Genomic DNA, 19,163 nt, shown 5'->3' on the forward strand with positions numbered 1-19,163 from the left:
CCACAGCCCGCCCGGTTGTCCACAACCAAGATCGACAACGCCTGGTCCGTCGACCCCAGCCGGTAGACTGGCACGGCGGGACGCCCCCGGGACAGGGTGGGGGTTGGGTACCGGACGGTGGCGCGCTTCTTCACTCCGCGGGCTCGCGGTGGACTTCTTGTCGCGGAACCGGTTGCGGGCTTCGTTCATGATCGACTCTCGATGACCGAGCCCTGACTCCCGCCTCGGCGCGAGCGATTTTTCACCCAGTCGCACGCGGGATTCGTTAGGTGATAACGCGACTGCATTGATACATTGTGAATAATCCCCAAGTGGTTCCGAGGCGCTATGGTATAGACCAATAGTGTCAGTGTTCGAGGGGTGAGGAATGGCTGTGCAGCTGATCACCGGGGGCCGGGTGGCGACGCCCGATGGCGTGCTCGACCCGGGCTGGGTCCTGGTCGACGACGGCAGGATCAGCTCGGTCGGTACCGGTGAGCCGCCCGTCCGGCCCGGCGCCACGGTGACCGACGCGTCCGGCAGCTGGGTCCTCCCCGGCTTCGTCGACATCCACTGCCACGGCGGTGGCGGTGCCGCGTTCACCAGCGCCGACCCCGCCGACGTGCGCCAGGTCGTCGACGCGCACACCGCCCACGGCACCACCACCATGCTCGCGAGCCTCGTCACGCGGCCCGTCCCCGAACTGGTCGAGCAGGTCGCGGCACTCGCCGACCTCGTCCAGGACGGGCTCGTCGCCGGCGTGCACCTCGAAGGGCCGTTCCTGTCCGCCGCCCGTTGCGGCGCCCACGACCCCGCGATCCTCCGCCCGCCGGACCCGGTCTCCGTCGACGCGCTGCTCGCCGCAGGCCGCGGCACCATCCGCATGGTCACCGTCGCGCCGGAGCTCGAAGGCGCCGTGCCCGCGGTGAAGCGGCTGGTCGACTCGGGTGTCATCGCCGCGATCGGGCACACCGACGCGCTCGCCGAGGACGTCGTCCCGGCCGTCGACGCGGGCGCGAGCGTCGCGACGCACCTGTTCAACGGCATGCGCCCGCTGCACCACCGCGAACCCGGTCCCATCGGCGTGCTGCTCGACGACGAACGCGTGACCGTCGAGCTGATCTGCGACCTCGTCCACCTGCACCCGACCGTCGTGCGGCTCGCCGCGCGGCACGCGGGCGCGGGCCGGACCGTGCTCATCACCGACGCCATCGCCGCCGCGGCCGCGGGCGACGGGGTCTACGACATCGGCGGGCTCGAGGTGAACGTGACCGACGGCGTGCCGACGCTCGCGGGCGGCGGCTCGCTCGCGGGCAGCACGCTCACCATGGACGCCGCGTTCCGCAACCTCGTGCAGAGCTGCGGGCTCGGCGTGCTGGACGCGGTCGCGGCCGCCGCCACCCGGCCCGCGGAGTTGCTCGGTCTCGGCAACGTGACCGGCAGGCTCGCCGCGGGGTACGCCGCCGACGTGGTGCTGCTGGACGACGCGCTGCACCCGAAATCCGTCATGCGGCGCGGGGAGTGGGTACCGTCCGTGTCGTGAGCGCTGACGACCCCGAACGCCTCCTCTCCGAAGCCCTGCGCGCACAGGCGACCCGTGCCCCCGCGGACACGTCGCCGGTGGGCTACGGGTTGCTGTCCGGCAGCGAGTTCGCCGGCCTCACCCCGGCGGCGCCGGCGGCCGAGTCGGCGACGACGCGGCTCGCCGAGGTCTCCCGGCAGATCCCCGCGGTGCTCATCCTGCTGTTGTCGCTGGTCCTGGGCCTGGCGGCGGGCGCGGTCGTCGGGCTGCTGACGCTCTTATAAGACACACAGAGTGCACGCGTACCCTTCGTTGGCGTGACGATCGCCGCCGCCACCGTGCACACAATGTCCTTTTTGCCCTCCTGGCTCGACCCGGAGGTCATCCTGCGTGGCATGGGCGGCTGGGCACTCGCCGTGCTGTGCCTGATCATCTTCGCGGAGTGCGGCCTGCTGGTCGGCTTCTTCCTGCCCGGGGACTCGTTGCTGTTCGTGGCGGGCCTGTTCGTGGCGACCGGGGCGATCGCGACACCCCTGTGGCTGGTGTGCGTGCTGGTGACGGTGTGCGCGTTCGTGGGCAACGTGTGCGGTTACTGGATCGGCGCGAAGGCGGGGCCCGCGCTGTTCAGCAAGCCGAACTCCAAGCTGTTCAAGAAGGAGTACGTCGACAAGACGCACGAGTTCTTCGACAAGTACGGCGCGCGGGCCATCGTCATGGCGCGGTTCGTGCCGATCGTGCGGACGTTCATCACCGCGATGGCCGGTGTCGGGCGCATGGACGCGAAGAAGTACTTCACGTACTCCGCGATCGGTGGCGTCGCGTGGGCGGCCGGCCTGACGGTCCTCGGTTACTTCCTCGGTGAGATCCCGTTCGTGGAGAAGAACATCGAGGCGATGCTGATCCTGATCGTGCTGCTCTCGGTCGTCCCGATCATCATCGAGGTGATCAAGGCGCGCCGCGAGAAGAAGCGGCTGCCGGAGGCGAGCGCGGACGCGGCAACGGAGATCATCGAGCGGATCTGACCCGAGACCCGGCCATGAGGCGGCTTGCCGACACCGGCGAGCCGCCTTTTGTCTGCGTCCACCTCGGGCCAACGAAGCCACATCCGAACAGAACGCCCAGCTCAGCTCGCGCGCGCGTTTACCCAACCCCCACCCGATCCCGGGGGCGTCCCGCCGTGCCAGTCTACCAGTGGGGGCCGGGAGTCGCTGAGGATTTGGGTCGGCTGTGGATAACTGGTGCGGCTGTGGACAACTTCGCGGTTCTGTCGGTGCTCGTCGTTACGCTGGAATCCGGGGGCCGGAGGCCGACCGAGGTTGACCAGGTCGGCTAGGTCGGCATTGAGAACATCGAGCCCGGGTTGAAGACGTTGTCCGGGTCCAGGGCCGCCTTGATCGCGCGGTGGGTGCGCATCGCGATCGGGCCGATTTCCTTCTCCAGCCAGTCGCGTTTGATCTTGCCGATGCCGTGTTCGCCCGTGACCGTGCCGCCCAGGGCGAGGCCCACGGCCAGGATGTCGTTGAACGCCACCGTGGCGCGCGCGAACTCGTCCTCCGACGTCGGGTCGTAGACGATCGTCGGGTGCATGTTGCCGTCGCCCGCGTGGCCGACGACCGCGACGCGCAGCCGCACCTCCGCCGCGATTCGTTCGCACGCCGCGATCAGCTCCGCGATGCGGGTCCTCGGGACGCAGACGTCGTCGGTCATCCACGCGCCGTAGACCTCCAGCGCGGTCAGCACCGCCCGGCGCGCGGCCAGCAGCATCTGGCCCTCCGCCAGGTCGAACGTCGAGTGCACCAGGTCGGCGCCGACGTCCTCGCACACCTGCTCGATCGCGCGCAGTTCCTGCCGTGCCGCCTCACCGCCGGAGTCCGACTGGCAGATCAGCAGCGCGGCACAACCGGCACCCGCGCCCAGTTCCGTCTTCAGGTGCGCCTCGACCGCCGCGATCGACGTGGCGTCCATGATCTCCATCAGCGAGGGGACGATGCCCTCGCGCACGATGCGGCTCACCGCCTCGCCCGCGGTCTCCACCGCCGAGAACGCCGCCACCATCGTGCCCGGCGCCTGTGGCAGCGGGCGCAGCGCGAGCGTCGCCTGCGTGATCACGCCGAGCGTGCCTTCGCTGCCGATGAACAGTTTCGTCAGGTCGTAGCCCGCGACGCCCTTCACCGTGCGGCGACCGGTCTTGAGCAGTTCGCCGTCCGCGAGCACCACTTCCAGGCCCAGCACGGAGTCCGTCGTCACGCCGTACTTCACACAGCACAGGCCGCCCGCGTTCGTGGACAGGTTGCCGCCGATCGTGCACCAGTCGTAGCTCGACGGGTCCGGCGGGTAGAACAGCCCGTGCTTCTCCACCGCCCCGCGCAGGTCCAGGTTGACCACCCCCGGCTGCACCACCGCGAGCCGGTTGTCGGCGTCGATCTCGACGATCTCGTTCATCTTGGTCATCGCGAGCACGACGCAGCCCTCGATCGCGTTCGCCGCGCCCGACAGGCCGCTGCCCGCGCCTCTCGGCACGATCGGCACGCCTGCGGCAGCGCATGCGCGGACCACGGCCTGCACCTCCGTCGCGGCCTTCGGCAGCACGACCGCGAGCGGGGCGCCGTGCGGCGCCAGCGGCATCATGTCGCGCCGGTAACTCTCAGTGACGTCGGCGTCAACGAGCACCGCGCCGTCACCCACAGCGGTACGGAGCTCGTCCAGGAGAGTGCTCACACCTCAACCGTAACCGTTTTCGAGGGGAATTCGAGTCCCTCTCGACCAACACTCGACCGACACGAAGAGCGACACCAAACCGAGATCACGGTGTACGACTTTTGATGGTTCGGACCAGTACGTCGATCATTTACAGTGGTTGATACGTCAATGTCGACGGTTCACGGAGGGGCGGGGGTGCGATGACGCGGCCGGCGGTGCCCACGAGCCCGAGCGTGCAGAGCCGGGCGCTGGCACAACTCCTCATGAGCGGGCTTCGACCGATCGGCGACCGGCTGCGGATCACCGCGTGGCCGCACCTGCGGGTCGTGCGCGACATGTTCGACACCGTCGGGCTCGCCCCGATGCCCCGCGGCTCCCGGGTCAGGCCGGTTGCGGACGGTGACGTCCGCGGCCTGTGGATCACTGGCCGCAATACCGATCAGGCGAACGGCGTGGTGCTCTACCTGCACGGCGGCGGCTTCGTGTTCGGCTCGCAGCGCACCCACAAACACCTGGTCGCGGCGCTGTCCGCGGCGACAGGGCGGCCCGCGTTCCTGGTGGACTACCGCCGCGCGCCGGAGCACCCGTTCCCCGCGGCGGCCGACGACGCACTGGCCGGGTACCGCTGGCTGCTGCGCACCGGCCACGCCCCCGAGTCGATCACGGTCATGGGCGACTCCGCGGGTGGTCACCTCGTCGCCGGCCTGCTCGCCGACCTGTCGCGGCGCAGGCTGCCGATGCCTGCCGCGGCGGTCATGTTCTCGCCGTTCCTGGACCTGACCTGCGCGGAGCTGGCCGACCGGGACCGGGTGCGGCGCGACCCGTTCGTGCCGCCGCAGCGGGCGATGGAGTGTGGCCGGACGTACGCGGGCGAGTACGCGCTCACGCACAGCAGGCTGAACGTGCTGAAGGCGAACAAGCGGCGCTGGCCGCCGGTGCTGATCCAGGTCGGCGACACCGAGTGCCTGCTGGGTGACTCGGAACGGATGGCGGAGAGCATCCGGGCCGCGGGCGTCCACTGTGAACTGCAGGTGTGGCCGGGTCAGGTGCACGTCTTCCCGGCGTTCTACCCGCTGCTCCCGGAGGGCAGGACGGCGATCTCCTACGTCGGTGGGTTCGTCCGCGAACTGGCCGCTGACCAGGGCGTGATCGCGACCGCCAGTTGACCGGCCGGTGGAGATCCGGCGAACTCGGGAACGTTCGCGGGATGGCGGCGCACCCGGACACGTAGGCTGCGTGTCGTGAGTGTGGCAACCGGTGTTCTCGAATCCGCCGGACCCGTCATGGTGTGGATCATCGTGCTCGGGTTCGTGTTCACCGAGTGCGCGTTCATCGTCGGTCTGTTCCTGCCCGGCGACTCGCTGCTGTTCGCGGCGGGTGTCGTGCTGGCGGAACACGACGGCGAGTTCCACGCGTGGGCCCTGTCGGCGGCCGCGATGCTGACCGCGGTGATCGGCAACATGGTCGGCTACTACATCGGCCACAAGGCGGGGCACACGATCATCGCGCGACGCGGTGGGCGCGTGCTGAACCTCGAGAACCTCGACAAGGCAAGGGAGTTCCTCGACCGGCGCGGCTTCTGGGCGATCGTGCTGGCGCGGTGGATCCCGTGGATCCGCACGCTCGCGCCGCTGATCGCGGGCGCGGCCAAGATGGACAAGCGCAGGTTCGTGCTGGCCACGACGATCGGCGGGCTGGCGTGGGTGCCGACGCTGGTGCTGCTCGGGTACTACGGTGCCGGGCTGCTGGAGCACATGCCGTGGCTGAAGGCGGTCGCGCTGTGGGGCAGCATCGCGTTCTTCGTGTTCGGGACCGCCTACGGCGTGATCCGCTACCGGCAGGAGATGCACAAGCCGCCGGTGGAAGCCACCGTGACGGCAGGCTCGGTGTCGGACTGACGCCGCTCACCTACGAGGGCGGACAGCTCAGTCTTCGCGGGCCCACAGGACCAGCTGGATGCCGTCCGGGTCGCGCAGGGAGATGACTTCCGTGCCCGGGGCCGTGTGCTCCTCCGTTATCGGGGAGAACGTCACGCCGTGCTCTGTGAGGCGGTCGGTCCACTCGCGGAGGCAGGTGCGGTTCGGCACGGAGAAGGTCAGGTGGTCGAGGCCTGGCCTGCGCTCGTCGAACAGGGAGTACTCGGACACCGGGTGCTGTACGAGCGTGAGCGTGATGCCGAACCCCGGGCCGCGCAGGAAAGCCTTGCGCATCCCGGTCGGGTGGTCGTCATCGCAGCCGATTGACTCGAACCCCAGCACCCGCTCGTACCACGGGACACTGCGATCCACGTCGGTGACGGTCAGGGCGACGTGGTGAACACCGGTCAACGTGGGCATCAGAGTCCTTCCCGACCCAAGCGGAGGCGGGCCGACTCCGCCATACTGCCGCAGGGGTCCGGCAAAACCCGCGCCGTTATCGGATCTTCTGCAGGCCGATATCCGGTCAGTAGCCGCCGCTGATCGGCAGAGTGGCACCCGTCACGAACGACGCGGCGTCGGACAGCAGCCACACGACGCCTTCCGCGATTTCCGACGGTTCCCCCGCGCGTTTCATCGGAATCATGGGCGCCCGCTCGGCGGGCCGGTTCGGGAGACCGGCCGCCGCGTGCAGGTCTGTGTGGACCAGGCCAGGCGCCACCGCGTTCACCCGCACGCCTTCGGCCGCCACCTCCTGCGCGAGACCGTAGGTCATGGACTCCACCGCCGCCTTGCTCGCCGCGTAGTGGACCCACTCGCCGGGGGACCCCCGGCCCGCGGCCGTCGACGACACGTTCACGATCGCGCCGCCGCTCCCGCCGTGGCGGGTCGACAGCCGTCGCACCGCCTCCCGGTTGCACAGGAACACCCCCATCACGTTCACGTCCAGCACGCGCCGCACCGTGGCCGCGTCCTGCTCGTCCAGTCGCCCAGGGGTGTTACCCGTGATGCCCGCGTTGCACACCACGCCGGCCAGTGGACCCAGCGTCGCCGCCGAGTCGAACAGCCGCCGCACGTCGGCCTCGTCGGCGACGTCGCCCGCGACCGCAAGCGCTTGCGCGCCCACTGCCTCGCAGGATGCGACCACGCCGCGCGCCGCGTCGTGGTCGCCCGCGTAGCCGATCGCCACGGCGTACCCGCGCTGGGCGAGCTGCCGGGCCACTGCCGCTCCGATGCCCCGGCTCCCGCCGGTCACGATCACTACAGACACGCGGGAAACCTATCCGGCGGACCGCTCCAGCAGTGCCGCGGCTTCCAGCACCATCCACCCCGACAGCTGTACGGACAGGTCCCGTTCCACCCGCCGGTGCCCGGCCGCCCTCGGCACCTGCGCCGGCTGCGCCCACTCCGGACCGAACAGCGGTCCCGACCGTGCCAGTGCCCGGTTCCGCCACGCCGCCAGCGCCGAGCCGAGGACCAGGTCACGCGCGGTCGCCGTGGCCGGGGACGGGGGCAGCCGCAGCACCGCCTGTGCGAGGTACCTGGCGAGGATGCCCGCGAACAGGCCGCCGTCCCCGCCACCACGCCCGCGCAGCACGTTGTCGTCGTTGAGGTGCGTGGCCACCGCGCGGATCGTCTGCTCGGCCCGCTCCACCCACACGCCCGACGTGTCGCCGTCGGCCAGCTCGACGCACGCGCCGATGTACACGCCCTGGCAGTAGGTGTAGATGACCCGGACGATGTCCTTGATCGACCCGTCCGGCTCCACGTACACGCCGTCCCACAGCAGGCCGGTGGCCGGGTCGACCAGCACCTGCGACATCCACTCCGTCATGGACCGCGCGCGCTGGCGGTCCGCGCGCTGGCCGCCGCGGGTCGCCCAGCGGGTGAACAGGATCGCGGCGGGGCCGTTCGCGGGGACGTTCTTGAACATGTCCTTGCGCCGCCACCAGATGCCGCCGCCACCGTGGTCGGTCCACCCGGCCCGCAGCTGCGCGGCGATGGCGGTCATGGCCTTGGTGATCGGCACGTCCTCGCAGTCGCGCGCACGCATGAGCGCGAGGCCGAGCCATGCGATGTCGTCGTAGTAGTCGTTGGTCCAGGTGCCGAGGTTGCGCAGGCGCACGCCGCGGACGAGCCTGCGGATGGTGGCGGCGCGGGCGGCGTTCGGCTGCCGTTCCTGCGCGTCGACGAGGCAGTCCAGCAGGTGCGCCTGCCACCAGTAGTTCCAGTGGCCGTGCAGGCGGTTGCCGATCGACTGCGGCCAGCCCGCGACACCCAGCCGGGTGCCGGGCAGCGCCCACACCCGCCGCAGGTGCCGGGCCAGAACGGCACGTTCCGCGACGGCCGACCGCGCCCCCCAGAGAGATGGCGAGCCTTCGGTTGTGCCGTCCGCATAGCCGGCCCGTTGCGTCACCTCTACATCGTGAGTGCTGAATCGGTTCCGATGTTTCCGCCAGGAGGGTGATGTCACCGTCCTGTGTCACAGTGGGCCATGACCACCACGCCGGTGACGTGTCCTCTGTGCGAAGCGACCTGCGGGCTGGCGGTGACGATCGAGGACAGCCGTGTCACGGGTGTGCGCGGCGACGACGCCGACGTGTTCTCCCACGGGTTCATCTGCCCCAAGGGCGCGTCGCTCGGTGCGCTGCACCACGACCCGGACCGGTTGCGCAGGCCGCTGGTGCGGCGCGACGGCGAGCTGGTCGAGACCACCTGGGACGAGGCGTTCGCGGAGATCGAGCGCAGGCTGCCGTCGATCATGGCGGAGCACGGGCGGGACGCGGTCGCGGTGTACGCGGGCAACCCGTCGGTGCACAACACGCCGACCTCGCTGTACGGCCCGGCGTTCTACAAGGCGCTCGGCACGAAGAACTTCTACACCGCGGGCACCGTCGACCAGGTGCCCAAGCACTTCTCGGTCGGCCACATGTTCGGCGGCGGGTTCACGATCCCGGTGCCGGACCTGGACCGCACGGACCACCTGCTGATGCTGGGCGCGAACCCGCTCGTCTCCAACGGCAGCCTGATGACCGCGCCCGACGTGCGCGGCAAGCTGCGTGCGCTGCGCGAGCGCGGCGGCAAGCTCGTGGTGGTCGACCCGAAGCGGTCCAGGACCGCCGAGCTGGCCGACGAGCACCACGCGATCCGCCCCGGCACCGACGCGCTGCTGCTGTTCGCGCTGGTCAACGAGCTGTTCACGATGTCGCTGGTGAACACGCGGGACCTGCCGGTCAACGGTCTCGACGAGGTGCGGGCACTGGCCGCGCCGTTCACGCCCGAGACCGTCGCCGCGCACACGGACCTCGCCGCCGACGACATCCGCCGCATGGCGCACGAGCTGGCGGCGGCCGGACGGGCCGTCGTGTACGGCCGGATCGGCACCACGACGCAGGCGTTCGGCACGCTCGCGAGCTGGCTGATCGACGTGCTGAACGTGCTGACCGGCAACCTGGACCGCGAGGGCGGCGCGATGTTCCCGCTCGCGGCCGCGGGCCAGGCCAACGCGCGGCCGTCCAAGCGGCGCGGCTTCCAGACCGGCCGGTGGCACAGCCGGGTGCGCGGCCTGCCCGAGGTGGTCGGCGAGCTGCCGGTGGCGACGCTGGCCGACGAGATCCTGACGCCCGGCGATGGCCAGGTGCGGGCACTGATCACGGTGTGCGGCAACCCGTGCCTGTCCACCCCCAACGCGGGCAGGCTCACGGAAGCGTTGGGGCACCTGGACTTCATGGTGTCGGTCGACGTGTACCTGAACGAGACGAGCAAGCACGCGGACGTGGTCCTGCCGGGGCCGACACCGCTCGAACGCCCGCACTACGACCTGGCGCTGTACCAGCTGGCGGTCCGCAACGTCGCGAACTGGACCCCGGCCACGCTGCCGGCCGACGTGCCGCAGGAGTGGGAGACGCTGCTGCGCCTCACCGGCATCGTCACGGGCATGGGCGCGGCCGCGGACCTGGACGCGCTGGACGACTTCGTCGCGGGCGAGATGGCCAAGCGCTTCGACGTCGCGATCGGCGAGCGGCGCGGTCCGGAGCGGCTGATCGACATCATGCTGCGCGGCGGCCCCTACGAGCTGACGCTCGCCGACCTCGAGGCCGCGCCGCACGGTGTGGACCTCGGCCCGCTCAAGCCGCGGATCCCGGACGTGCTCCGCACGCCGTCCGGCCGGATCGAGCTGGCGCCGGCCGCGATCACGACCGACGTGCCTCGGCTGGCGGCGGTGCTGGAGACACCGGTGAACGGCCAGCTGCTGCTGATCGGGCGCAGGCAGCTGTCGTCCAACAACTCGTGGATGCACAACCTGGAACCGTTGGTGCGCGGGAAGAACCGCTGCACCGCGCAGCTCAACCCCGCGGACGCGGCCAGGCTGGGCCTCGTCGACGGTGGCACGGCCGTGGTCCGGTCCCGCGCCGGGAAGATCGAGATCCCGGTGGAGGTCACGGACGCGATCCGGGCGGGCGTCGTGAGCATCCCGCACGGCTGGGGCCACGACGTGGACGGCACCCGCACCGCGGTCGCGACGGCGCACGCGGGCGTGAACACGAACGTCCTGGCCGACGACCAGCTCCTGGACGCACTGTCCGGCACCGCCGCGCTGAACGGCATCCCCGTCGAGGTCGAACCCGCCCGGTGAATCAATCTGAATCAGCCGTTGACGATGCACGTGCACGCCTGGTCTAATTCGCATCATCACGCATCACCTTGGATCATCCCGCTGCACGGATGACGGGAGGGTTCACGAGCATGGACACCCCGGACGGGTCGGGACGGCATCAGCTGGCGGCGGAACTGCGGCGCCTGCGCGACCTGGCCGGGGTGTCCGGCCGCGAGCTGGCACAGCGCGTCGGCATCAGCCAGTCCAAGGTGTCGCGGATCGAGTCGGGCGCGGTCGTCCCGTCCCTCCCGGAAGTCACCGCATGGGGAAAGGAGCTGGGCGTGTCCGTCGAGACGCAGGAGCGGCTGACCGCCTTGACCGGGACGGCCTACGACGAGATACACCCGTGGCAGGAAGCTCTGCGACGGCGCGGCAACTTACAGAACACCGTGCAGGACCTGGAGACGACCGCGGCCAGGACCTACACGTTCCAGCCCGCGCTGGTGCCAGGGCTGCTGCAGACCGCGGAGTACGCCCGCCGCGTCATCGCCATGTTCCACCAGCAGTACGGCGGCTCGGACCCCGCCGCCGAGGTCGCGGGCAGGCTGCACCGCCAGCTCGCGCTGTACGAAGAGCACCGGCAGTTCGACTTCCTGATCACCGAGACCGCGCTGAGATGGCGACCCGGACCCGTCGCCCTGCAACTGGCACAGCTCGACCGGATCGACTCGGTCAGCACGCTCGACAACGTCACCGTGGGCCTGGTCCCGCTTGACGTCGAGGCCACCACGCTCACGACGCACAACTTCGTGATCTACGAAGGCGAGGACGGCGCGGACGCGACGGTCACGGTCGAGACGATCCACGCGGACATGGCGGTCGACAGTGCGGAACACGTGGATCTCTACCGTTCCCGCTGGTCTCTGCTCCGGCGGTCGGCGCTGTGCGGTGACGAAGCGCGGGAGTTCCTGCGCTTCGTCGCGGCCGACCTCCGCACCCGTTCCGCCACGTAGGACGGTGCGCTATGGCGCCATTCCCGGCCCCATCGCGCCGGCGAAGGCGTCCCAGCCACCGCGCGTGAAGAACAGCAGCGGTCCGTCGGGGTCCTTGGAGTCCCGTACTCCAACTACTCCGGCGTTGGCCACCTCCACGCAGTTGCCGCCCTCGCTGAAGGTGCTCTTCACGAAGGTGACGTGCGCCCGGATCCATTTCTCCATGGGGCCGCTCATGACTGGGTGCATGGGTCCATGGAAACCCGAAGGCAGAAGATGACGAAAGTATCCGACATTTTTTCGCCCGAAACTGTCATGTTTCACTTGCACGGCATCGTGGGGGCCACCGCGGCGGGGACGCCCGTCGACCTGGGCCCGGAGCTGGAACGGCGGATGCTCGTGCCGTTGCTGCTGGCCAAGGGGAAGGCGGTCTCCCGCCTCGAGCTGACCGACTGGATGTGGGACGAAGCGCCGGAGGACGCACCGGACGAGATCGAGGAGCACCTGACCGGTCTGCGCCGCCGGCTCGCGGCCCTGCGTTTCCGGCAGACGATGGTCAACCGCGACCAGGTCTGCCGCCTCACCATCGCACCGGAACAGGTCGACGCGCACCGCCTGACCTCGGCCGTCACCGAGGCCGACCGGCTCGACGACCGGACCGCGGCCGCCCGGCTGCGCGAGGTACTCGACCTGTGCGCCGGGGTACCGCTGGCCGGGTTGTCCGGGCGGCGCATCGCCCGCTGCCGCCACGCCCTCCTCGAGGAACGCCGGAACGCGGAGATCGCGTTGATCCGCACCGAGTCCCGCCTCGGCCGCGCCGAGGAGCACGTCCCGGACCTCGTGCGGCTGTCGCACGAGCGGCTGGCGGACACCGAGGTGGTCGGGCTCGCCGTGGCCACGCTGCACCGCACGGGCAGGCTGGCCGAGGCCGCCGCGCTGTACGACCGCCATCGCGAGCACCTGATCGAGCTGGGCATGTCGATGCGGAAGCTGCTGCCGGACCCCAGGGTGGAGAGCCACTAATGCGTGTCCCCTGGATCTTTGTGCGAAGTCTGTGGCTGATCAGCAGGTACCCCAGGGGAACGTGACGGCACTCAGCCACCAACCGCCTGCGGTCCGCAGGCGTCGCTGGGTCGGGACCGACACTGTCAAGGCCGGGGAGGCGGAACAGTCCCCTGGTGGCCGGCCGCGCCGAGGGGGTGGCCGGCTACCAGGCCCGGTCCAGGTCCGCGTGGTCGCGGATCCACGCGTGCATGACGATGCCTGCCGCCACGCCCGCGTTGATGGAGCGGGTCGAGCCGAACTGCGCGATCGACACGACCTGGGTGGCCTGCTTGCGTGCGTCGTCGGACAGGCCAGGGCCTTCCTGCCCGAACACGAGGACGCACCGCCTCGGCAGCGTCACCGTCTCCAGCCGGGCCGCGCCCGGGGTGTTGTCGACCGCCACCACCGCGAGGCCGTCCTCGGTCGCGAAGTCCAGCAGGGAAGCCATGTCCGGGTGGTGGTGCACGTGCTGGTACCGGTCGGTGACCATGGCACCGCGCCGGTTCCAGCGGCGGCGGCCGACGATGTGGACCGCGCTGGCCGCGAACGCGTTGGCGGTGCGGACGACCGTGCCGATGTTGTGGTCGTGCCGGAAGTTCTCGATGGCGACGTGGAAGTCGTGGCGGCGGGTGTCGAGGTCGGCGACCACGGCGTCGCGGCGCCAGTAGCGGTAGTGGTCGACCACGTTGCGGCGGTCGCCGTCGGTCAGCAGCGCCGGGTCGTAACGGTCGTCGGCGGGCCAGTCACCCGGCCACGGTCCTACGCCGACGGGCTCGCCGAACTCCCACTCTGTTGGACCGGACTCGTCCGCCACCGCTTCCACACTCCCACGTACGACACGACCAGCAGCACGACCGCGCCCACCGCGACGACCGGCAGGAGCGGACGGGGGATGATCGAGTCGTAGATGTAGTACTCGTTGAAACCACCCGGCAGCGGGCCGAGGCCCTGCATGCCGCGGAACCAGTCTTCCAGGGCGGTCAGCGGGCACGGAAGCGGCAGCACGTTGACGATGACACCCCATGCCGCGAAGAAGACGTGCACGTAGATCGATCTTCGCCAGCGCCAGGCCAGGAACCCGCCCAAGCCGATGTACAGCAGCGCGAGGAAATGCACCACCATCGTGACATCGGCGAGTAATTCGGCCATACCGCCACGCTACCGAAAAATCAAGCCTCCGGTGGCCGGCCTTCCGGTGGCTGCGCTGCTGGTGGCGGCTGGTGCGCGCCCAGCGCGGGCTGCCCGAGCGGCGGGGTCGGCGCTGCCGGACCCGTCAACGAGTCGAACGCGCCCCTGAGCGACGGCGCCGCCCGCACGTTCGGGTCGTCGACCTCGTAGTACTCCTTCTTCTGGAACTTGCCGAAGTTCGCGACCATACTCGACGGGAACGTGTCGAACCGCGTGTTGAAGGCACGCACGTTGCCGTTGTAGAACCGGCGGCCGGCGGCGACCCGGTCCTCGGTCTCGACCATCTGCTGCTGCAGCTCGAGGAAGTTCTGGTTCGACTTCAGGTTCGGGTACTGCTCCGCCACCGCGAAGAAGTTCGACAGCGCGCCGTTCAGCGCCTGCTCGGCCTGCCCCTGGGCGGCCGGGCCCGCACCGTGCGCGGCGACCGCCTGCGTGCGGGCCTGCACGACCTGGGTCAGCGTCTGCTGCTCGAACTGGGCGGACGCCTTGGTGACCTCGACGAGGTTGCCGATCAGGTCGTGTCTGCGCTGCAGCTCCACGTCGATCTGGCGCCAGGACTCCTCGATGGTGTTCCGCTGCCGCGCGAACTTGTTGTACATCGAGATGAAGGCGACGACGGTGATCACGATGATCGCCACCACTACCAGCAGGATGATGAAGACTGCGGTCACGCGGGTGAGGCTATACCGCGAAGGGCCGCCTCGCGGTGTGTCTCACAAACCCAGGTCCTCGAGGTTCAGCAGGTAGCGGTACGGGAGACCCCGTGCCTCGATGGCCTCACGGGCCCCGGTGTCGCGGTCGACGACGGTGGCGACGCCGACGACCCGCGCCCCGGCTTCCGCCAGCGCGTCGACCGCGGTCAGCACGCTGCCGCCGGTGGTCGAGGTGTCCTCGACGGCCAGCACCGGCTGCCCGGCGACCTCGATGCCCTCGATGCGCCGCTGCATGCCGTGCGCCTTGCTCTCCTTGCGGACCACGAACACGTCCAGCACCTCACCGGCGGCCGCCGCGGCGTGCATCATCGCGCCTGCGACCGGGTCGGCGCCGAGGGTGAGACCGCCCGCGGCGACGTAGTCCCAGTCGGCGGTGAGCTGGCGCAGCAGACGCCCGATGAGCGGGGCCGCCGCGTGGTGCAGCGTCGCGCGGCGGAGGTCGACGTAGTAGTCGGCCTCCTTGCCGGAGGCGAGCGTCACGCGCCCGTGTACCACGGAGAGCTCGGTGACGAGGCGGGCGAGCTCGCCCTTTGCTGAGAGGTCAACGGTTCGCACGGGTCCACACTGTCTCATGACGTGGGGCGATGGCGGCGGCGGCGCGCCAGAAGTCACACCCGGTGGCTCGGCTGCACGAGGTAGCCGGGCAGCTCGTTGCCCCACCGGCCGTCCGGCGGTACGTCCACCGGCGCGCCGACGTGGTAGGTCAGCACGTCGTCCGGCAGGGCCTCGATCAGGTCGCACGCCAGCTCGGTGATCGAGTCCGCCAGCGCCTGGTCGCGGAGCTCACCGACGGCCGAGACCCAGATCCCGCCACGCTTGATGGTCTCCGGCACGCCGTCGTCCTCGGGCGTCAGCGGCTCGGACTGGAAGATCACGCACGCCGACCGCGTCGCCGGACGGTCCAGCAGGAGGTCGGTGAAGTCGCGGGTCAGCACCTTGAGCGCGAAGTCCGGGCGCGGGGTGCCGCACAGGTAGACCGCGTCGAACCGTGGGTCGCCGGAGGTCACACCGTCGTCGAACCTCGGCTGCCTGCCCCGCTCGCTCGCGATCCGCCTGGCCGCGATCATCAGAACCGGCCAGATCGTGGGCACCGAGATCTTCACGGAGACCGCGGTCTCGGTGATGCCCCACAGCTTGCGCGGGTGCTCGTAGCGTTCGACCTCGTGACCGCGGTGCGTGAGGTGCTGCATCAGGTGCAGCGTGCCGACCGGGGTCGGCCCGAGGTCGTCGATCTCGCTGATCCTCGGCGACGGTGTGGCGGGGTACCCGGCGGTGTGGACGAAGCCGGGGATCATGCCGAAGAGCGTGGCCGCGAAGTCCCGCAGCTCGCCCAGTCGCATGGCGCCGTCCAGCGGCCCGTCCCGCCACACGGCGAGGGTGTTGCCGCCGAGCCGTAGCGAGAAGCCCTGGTTGGCGAGGAGCCACTCCATCACGCGCGGGTTGAGGACGTCGTAGCTGAACCGGTCGTGCGCGCCATCGACGCGGAAGGCGGCGTTGAACTCCTCGCTCTCCAGCAGCAGGTCGCGGCCGAGCCCGGATTCCTTGCGCACCACCAGTTCCGGCACCGGCGCGGGTAGTTCCAGGACGGCGGCGGAGCAGATGCCGCTGCGCAGCCCGTCCGGTCCGCCCCCGACGCGGAACCAGCTGAACTGGACGATCAGCCCCGGCCTGCCCGCGATCGGGCCGGAGAGGACGTCGTGCAGCTCCTGGCTGGAGCCGCGGTCGAACGGTGCGCCGGGCAGGTGCGCCAGCAGTTCAGGGGTGCCCGCGGTGTAGCGGTACCCGTTGCGCCCGGCCCACCAGCTGACGGTCCGCCGGTCCTCCTTGCCGGTGGTGCGGAACCACATGACCACGAGCAGTGCCGCGGCCACGCCCCCGACGATCCACCAGATCATCCGAACCCGCGCTCGTCCTGCTTGAGCGCGGTGTCCACGGTCAGCGCGGAGGCCACGACCATGCTGGCGAGCGGTTCCCGCAGCGGCCGGTGGATCTGCACGACGTAGTTGTCGGCGGTGGTGAACATGGTCTTGGCGAAGCCTTCGAACGTCTTCGTGATGCGGGCGACCTCACCGCCGGTGTGATCGGTGACGGAGAAGTTCCACGCCCGCCAGTTCTCGGCCTGGATCCCGCCCACCTGCTGCTCGTTGACGAGGAATGAGAACCGGATCTTGCCGAACACGTTGTCCTGCACGATCTGCCCGATCTCGTTGCCGTCCGGCCGCTGCACGATGATCCGGGACTTGAACACCTTGGCAGGCCGCGTCAGCATCAGCACCGGCTGGTGGTCGATGTCCCGCACTTCCAGGCGGTGCGTGAGGAACTGGTCGTAGCTGGTGAAGAACCGGACCGCTTTCTTGAACGCGTTCTGCCCGACCTGGGCCACCGACCCGATCTGCTTGCCGTGCTGGTCGAAGACGGCGTACTCGTTGGCCATCTCGATGAGCTTGACCTTCTGGTTGACCACGAGCACGGGTTCGGTGAAGAGGGTGCCGCCGCCGTACCCGGCCTGGCCCACACCGGCGGCGCGGGTCTGCTCCCGGATCTTGTCCGGATCGGGGCCGCGCCCGACCTGCACCTCCCAGGGGGAGGCGTCGCTCCGGGGGGCCTTCTGCTGTGTGTGCTGCGTCCACTGAGCGCCGTCCCACCAGCGAAGAACGGTGGAGCCAGGCTGCTCCGGGTACCAACCGGGCGGCTGCGTCATGGGGGCAGCTTGTCACCGCGAGCCGCGCCCCGCAGCCGTTGTCCGAATACTCCGGTCCAGGGTGGCTCACGGCGGTACGCTCGTTACGGAGCGCAGCCAGGGGAGGTCGGGTGGCGGGGGAACTGCACAAGGGCGAAGGCCTGCGCGAGATCGCGAACGCGGCACAGGCGCGGGGAAGCTTCAGCTTCGACCCGGACGAGCTGCGGTCGCTGATCCGCAAGTGGCAGGACCTGGCCGACAGCTACGCCGACTCGATCAGCCAAGCGGAACGCATGGCGCTCATCAAACCTCCTGGCCACGACTTCGCGAGCGAAGCCCATGCATCCGCCGCGAACGGTTCTGGTGCTTCGTACCTCGCGTACCTCACGCACAACGCCCGATACTGCGATGAGCAAGCACACCTGTTCCAGGCTGCGTTGAACGACTACCTGGGGGTCGAAGACACCAACGCGACCGAGTTCGACAAGAATGACCGGAAGGTTTGAGAGTTGCGTCCACGTTCGTTCCACCTGCTGATCGGCACGACAGCCTTGGCCTTCCTGGCCGGCTGCACATCGCCAACAGGTGGTCAGGCGACTCCCGCGCCTGCGGTTACCCCGGACACGAGCTCGGAGTCGACGACTCCTTCAGACGAACCGGATTCTGACGAGTTGCCGACCGACGGCGCCCCCAAGGTCAACGATCCCCTTGAGACTACGAAGTTCCAGGAAAACCCCTGTCTGACGCTTACCTCGGACCAGTCTGAGGGCATCTTCGGCATCAGCCCATCGGGGCAGGGTTATACCGACACACTGGGCAACGGGTGCAAGTGGAAGAACGAGGAGTCTCGGGCGCAGGCCGATGTGGTTTTCCTCGACAAGAACCCACGCGGGTTGAGCGCGGAGTACGCGGTCAACGAAGACGGCCGGTGGGTGCTCTTCGAAGAACTCACGGTCGCGGGCTACCCAGCCGTCATACGGGGCCAAGTCGACCGTCGGCCAGACGGCATCTGCACCGTCGTCGTCGGTGCCAGTGACGAGCTCTCGTACGAGGTCGTGGTGCAGCAGTCCAGCGACAGGGTCGGTACCACAGATCCGTGTGTGGTGGCGGCGGACGTGGCCGGTGAGACCGTGAAGACCATCAAGGCCGGTTAGGTCACGGCTTCCACACGAAGGACGGGACCCGGTCCACGACGTCGCACAGGTAGTTCAGCAGGGCGTCCACATTGGACACCTCGATCTTGCACTGGTCCCACGTGACCAGGTCGCCGCGTTCGAAGCGGAACGGCGTCGACAGCGCGCGCTGATCAGCCAGCATCCACTCCATCATGCGCGGGTGCAGGACGTCGTAGGCGAACCTGTCGTTTTCCGTGGTGATGTGGAACGTCTTGTTGAAGTCCTCGCTTTCCAGCTGCAGGTCGCGCACCCCAACCAGGCCCAACAGCTTGCGGCCCAGGCCTTCCCGGTTCACCTGCAGCGTCGGCTTCGGCGCGGGGAGTCCCAGTGAGACGACCGTGTAGTGGTACGTCTCGGTCCTGCGGTCGTCGCCGCTCCCGTGAGTCTCCTTGTACGAGTACTCGAAGGCCAGCATCGGGCGATCCCTGAAGGTCCCCGTCAGCACGTGCCGGGCGTCGCGGCCGTGGCCGTCGCCGAACGGGGTGCCCAGGAAGCGGTTCGCCAGGCCCCTGTCACGTTCTGTGTAGCGCCAGCCTCGTTCGGACGCCAGTGCCGTGAAGGCCGCTACCTTCTTCTTGTGCGCCTGGTACTGGAAGTACAGCACCAGGCCGACGACCACCACAGCGGCGATGATCAGCAGCGTTGTGTTCACAGCAC

Annotated in this window: 22 protein-coding genes; 10 read left to right on the plus strand and 12 right to left on the minus strand. The window is 69.7% G+C overall.

Features of this window, described 5'->3' with window-relative positions:
- Positions 1–367: 367 nt before the first annotated feature.
- The 3 genes from nagA (at position 368) to FHR82_RS13605 (ending at position 2,523) form a co-directional block, all read left to right on the plus strand.
- Positions 368–1,522: an N-acetylglucosamine-6-phosphate deacetylase gene (gene nagA, locus FHR82_RS13595; RefSeq protein ID WP_184810749.1), complete on the plus strand. Its 1,155-nt coding sequence runs from the start codon at positions 368–370 to the stop codon at positions 1,520–1,522.
- Complete coding sequence (locus FHR82_RS13600; protein WP_184810750.1) at positions 1,519–1,785, plus strand: hypothetical protein; 267 nt, start codon at positions 1,519–1,521, stop codon at positions 1,783–1,785. Before nagA ends, FHR82_RS13600 begins: the two co-directional genes overlap by 4 nt.
- A 63-nt stretch (positions 1,786–1,848) precedes the next feature.
- The gene (locus tag FHR82_RS13605; RefSeq protein ID WP_184810751.1) at positions 1,849–2,523 is read left to right on the plus strand and encodes a VTT domain-containing protein; all 675 of its coding nucleotides are present in this window, start codon (positions 1,849–1,851) and stop codon (positions 2,521–2,523) included.
- Between the two features lie 307 nt (positions 2,524–2,830).
- Here FHR82_RS13605 and FHR82_RS13610 read toward each other — a convergent pair whose 3' ends face one another.
- Positions 2,831–4,219: an FAD-binding oxidoreductase gene (locus tag FHR82_RS13610; RefSeq protein ID WP_184810752.1), complete on the minus strand. Its 1,389-nt coding sequence runs from the start codon at positions 4,217–4,219 to the stop codon at positions 2,831–2,833.
- 182 nt (positions 4,220–4,401) lie between these two features.
- Here FHR82_RS13610 and FHR82_RS13615 point away from each other — a divergent pair, with 182 nt between their 5' ends.
- Both FHR82_RS13615 and FHR82_RS13620 read left to right on the plus strand, forming a co-directional pair.
- Complete coding sequence (locus FHR82_RS13615) at positions 4,402–5,367, plus strand: alpha/beta hydrolase (protein ID WP_184810753.1); 966 nt, start codon at positions 4,402–4,404, stop codon at positions 5,365–5,367.
- Between the two features lie 66 nt (positions 5,368–5,433).
- Positions 5,434–6,099: a DedA family protein gene (locus FHR82_RS13620; protein ID WP_225944930.1), complete on the plus strand. Its 666-nt coding sequence runs from the start codon at positions 5,434–5,436 to the stop codon at positions 6,097–6,099.
- Between the two features lie 27 nt (positions 6,100–6,126).
- Here the strand turns inward: FHR82_RS13620 and FHR82_RS13625 are convergent, their stop codons facing one another.
- The 3 genes from FHR82_RS13625 to FHR82_RS13635 form a co-directional block, all read right to left on the minus strand.
- Positions 6,127–6,537 (minus strand): VOC family protein, encoded by a 411-nt coding sequence (locus FHR82_RS13625; RefSeq protein ID WP_184810754.1) that lies wholly within the window; start codon positions 6,535–6,537, stop codon positions 6,127–6,129.
- 106 nt (positions 6,538–6,643) lie between these two features.
- On the minus strand, positions 6,644–7,387 hold the full coding sequence (locus FHR82_RS13630; RefSeq protein WP_184810755.1) for an SDR family oxidoreductase: 744 nt from the start codon (positions 7,385–7,387) through the stop codon (positions 6,644–6,646).
- A 9-nt stretch (positions 7,388–7,396) separates the two neighbouring features.
- The gene (locus tag FHR82_RS13635; protein ID WP_221463850.1) at positions 7,397–8,443 is read right to left on the minus strand and encodes a glycoside hydrolase family 76 protein; all 1,047 of its coding nucleotides are present in this window, start codon (positions 8,441–8,443) and stop codon (positions 7,397–7,399) included.
- 168 nt (positions 8,444–8,611) lie between these two features.
- Here FHR82_RS13635 and FHR82_RS13640 point away from each other — a divergent pair, with 168 nt between their 5' ends.
- Positions 8,612–10,753 carry a molybdopterin-dependent oxidoreductase gene (locus FHR82_RS13640; RefSeq protein ID WP_184810757.1) on the plus strand — a complete coding sequence of 714 codons (2,142 nt, stop codon included), beginning with the start codon at positions 8,612–8,614 and terminating at the stop codon, positions 10,751–10,753.
- Between the two features lie 89 nt (positions 10,754–10,842).
- Positions 10,843–11,727 (plus strand): helix-turn-helix domain-containing protein, encoded by an 885-nt coding sequence (locus tag FHR82_RS13645; RefSeq protein WP_225944016.1) that lies wholly within the window; start codon positions 10,843–10,845, stop codon positions 11,725–11,727.
- 9 nt (positions 11,728–11,736) lie between these two features.
- On the opposite strand, the gene FHR82_RS13650 is transcribed toward FHR82_RS13645, so the two are convergent.
- On the minus strand, positions 11,737–11,931 hold the full coding sequence (locus tag FHR82_RS13650; RefSeq protein WP_184810758.1) for a DUF397 domain-containing protein: 195 nt from the start codon (positions 11,929–11,931) through the stop codon (positions 11,737–11,739).
- Between the two features lie 99 nt (positions 11,932–12,030).
- Between FHR82_RS13650 and FHR82_RS13655 the strand changes: the two genes are divergently transcribed.
- Complete coding sequence (locus tag FHR82_RS13655; RefSeq protein WP_184810759.1) at positions 12,031–12,729, plus strand: AfsR/SARP family transcriptional regulator; 699 nt, start codon at positions 12,031–12,033, stop codon at positions 12,727–12,729.
- Between the two features lie 184 nt (positions 12,730–12,913).
- Here the strand turns inward: FHR82_RS13655 and FHR82_RS13660 are convergent, their stop codons facing one another.
- From FHR82_RS13660 to FHR82_RS13680, 6 genes are read right to left on the minus strand one after another with little or no spacing between them, the layout of a single operon-like run.
- Entirely contained in the window at positions 12,914–13,564 is a 651-nt protein-coding gene (locus tag FHR82_RS13660; RefSeq protein WP_311771057.1) for a TrmH family RNA methyltransferase, read from the minus strand.
- A complete protein-coding gene (locus FHR82_RS46025; protein WP_225944017.1) occupies positions 13,510–13,899 on the minus strand; it encodes a DUF2784 domain-containing protein in 390 nt (129 codons plus the stop codon). The genes FHR82_RS13660 and FHR82_RS46025 overlap by 55 nt, the downstream gene beginning before the upstream one ends.
- A gap of 20 nt (positions 13,900–13,919) precedes the next feature.
- Positions 13,920–14,609, minus strand: a complete 690-nt coding sequence (locus tag FHR82_RS13665; protein ID WP_184810761.1) for a LemA family protein — start codon at positions 14,607–14,609, stop codon at positions 13,920–13,922.
- A gap of 42 nt (positions 14,610–14,651) precedes the next feature.
- The gene (gene pyrE, locus FHR82_RS13670) at positions 14,652–15,224 is read right to left on the minus strand and encodes an orotate phosphoribosyltransferase (protein ID WP_184810762.1); all 573 of its coding nucleotides are present in this window, start codon (positions 15,222–15,224) and stop codon (positions 14,652–14,654) included.
- 35 nt (positions 15,225–15,259) lie between these two features.
- Positions 15,260–16,546, minus strand: coding sequence for a hypothetical protein (locus FHR82_RS13675; protein WP_184810763.1), 1,287 nt, complete (start codon positions 16,544–16,546; stop codon positions 15,260–15,262).
- Positions 16,543–17,352 carry an LURP-one-related family protein gene (locus FHR82_RS13680; protein ID WP_184810764.1) on the minus strand — a complete coding sequence of 270 codons (810 nt, stop codon included), beginning with the start codon at positions 17,350–17,352 and terminating at the stop codon, positions 16,543–16,545. Before FHR82_RS13680 ends, FHR82_RS13675 begins: the two co-directional genes overlap by 4 nt.
- Before the next feature lie 110 nt (positions 17,353–17,462).
- Between FHR82_RS13680 and FHR82_RS13685 the strand changes: the two genes are divergently transcribed.
- The gene (locus tag FHR82_RS13685; RefSeq protein ID WP_184810765.1) at positions 17,463–17,837 is read left to right on the plus strand and encodes a PE domain-containing protein; all 375 of its coding nucleotides are present in this window, start codon (positions 17,463–17,465) and stop codon (positions 17,835–17,837) included.
- 45 nt (positions 17,838–17,882) lie between these two features.
- A complete protein-coding gene (locus FHR82_RS13690) occupies positions 17,883–18,485 on the plus strand; it encodes a DUF3558 domain-containing protein (RefSeq protein WP_225944932.1) in 603 nt (200 codons plus the stop codon).
- Between the two features lies 1 nt (position 18,486).
- On the opposite strand, the gene FHR82_RS13695 is transcribed toward FHR82_RS13690, so the two are convergent.
- Positions 18,487–19,158, minus strand: coding sequence for a hypothetical protein (locus FHR82_RS13695; RefSeq protein WP_184810767.1), 672 nt, complete (start codon positions 19,156–19,158; stop codon positions 18,487–18,489).
- Positions 19,159–19,163 lie beyond the last annotated feature (5 nt).

Source organism: Actinophytocola algeriensis, from assembly GCF_014203735.1.
GTDB lineage: Bacteria > Actinomycetota > Actinomycetes > Mycobacteriales > Pseudonocardiaceae > Actinophytocola > Actinophytocola algeriensis.

Coding starts and splice junctions, on each gene's coding strand:
- nagA (WP_184810749.1), top strand. CDS start 368: ATGGCTGTGCAGCTGATCACCGGGGGCCGGGTGGCGACGCCCGATGGC.
- FHR82_RS13605 (WP_184810751.1), top strand. CDS start 1,849: ATGTCCTTTTTGCCCTCCTGGCTCGACCCGGAGGTCATCCTGCGTGGC.
- FHR82_RS13615 (WP_184810753.1), top strand. CDS start 4,402: ATGACGCGGCCGGCGGTGCCCACGAGCCCGAGCGTGCAGAGCCGGGCG.
- FHR82_RS13625 (WP_184810754.1), bottom strand. CDS start 6,537: ATGCCCACGTTGACCGGTGTTCACCACGTCGCCCTGACCGTCACCGAC.
- FHR82_RS13640 (WP_184810757.1), top strand. CDS start 8,612: ATGACCACCACGCCGGTGACGTGTCCTCTGTGCGAAGCGACCTGCGGG.
- FHR82_RS13645 (WP_225944016.1), top strand. CDS start 10,843: ATGACGGGAGGGTTCACGAGCATGGACACCCCGGACGGGTCGGGACGG.
- FHR82_RS13650 (WP_184810758.1), bottom strand. CDS start 11,931: ATGGAGAAATGGATCCGGGCGCACGTCACCTTCGTGAAGAGCACCTTC.
- FHR82_RS46025 (WP_225944017.1), bottom strand. CDS start 13,899: ATGGCCGAATTACTCGCCGATGTCACGATGGTGGTGCATTTCCTCGCG.
- pyrE (WP_184810762.1), bottom strand. CDS start 15,224: ATGAGACAGTGTGGACCCGTGCGAACCGTTGACCTCTCAGCAAAGGGC.
- FHR82_RS13675 (WP_184810763.1), bottom strand. CDS start 16,546: ATGATCTGGTGGATCGTCGGGGGCGTGGCCGCGGCACTGCTCGTGGTC.
- FHR82_RS13680 (WP_184810764.1), bottom strand. CDS start 17,352: ATGACGCAGCCGCCCGGTTGGTACCCGGAGCAGCCTGGCTCCACCGTT.